This is a genomic window from Shigella sp. FC1967, assembly GCF_001743005.1.
Taxonomy (GTDB): Bacteria; Pseudomonadota; Gammaproteobacteria; order Enterobacterales; family Enterobacteriaceae; genus Proteus.
Window position 1 is genome coordinate 1 of record NZ_MIIZ01000290.1, and the last position, 247, is coordinate 247.

Annotated in this window: 1 pseudogene; it reads right to left on the reverse strand. The window is 41.7% G+C overall.

Going from position 1 to position 247, the window contains the following annotated elements:
• Positions 1–170: pseudogene (locus BHE89_RS02640) on the reverse strand (IS200/IS605 family transposase); the annotation flags it as partial.
• Positions 171–247: the final 77 nt, after the last annotated feature.

A 247-nucleotide genomic window follows, 5' to 3' on the forward strand; every position in this document is an offset into this window, starting at 1 on the left:
CATTCAAGTTTTGCCGCAGCGGAGTCAAATGCATCACGCAGTTGAGCGAGCATCAGTCCGTCAAATAGCTTACGTCGATACTTTGTCGTAAAGATCAGAGGCACGACCAGTTTACTGACACGGTGCCGCTTTCTGAGGGGTTCCGCCAGTAAATCATTATGATTACTCAATTGATATATTGCCCTAACATGTTAAAATAAAAACATTATATCAATGAGCGCTGATGATGTTAAGAGCAACAAAAGTA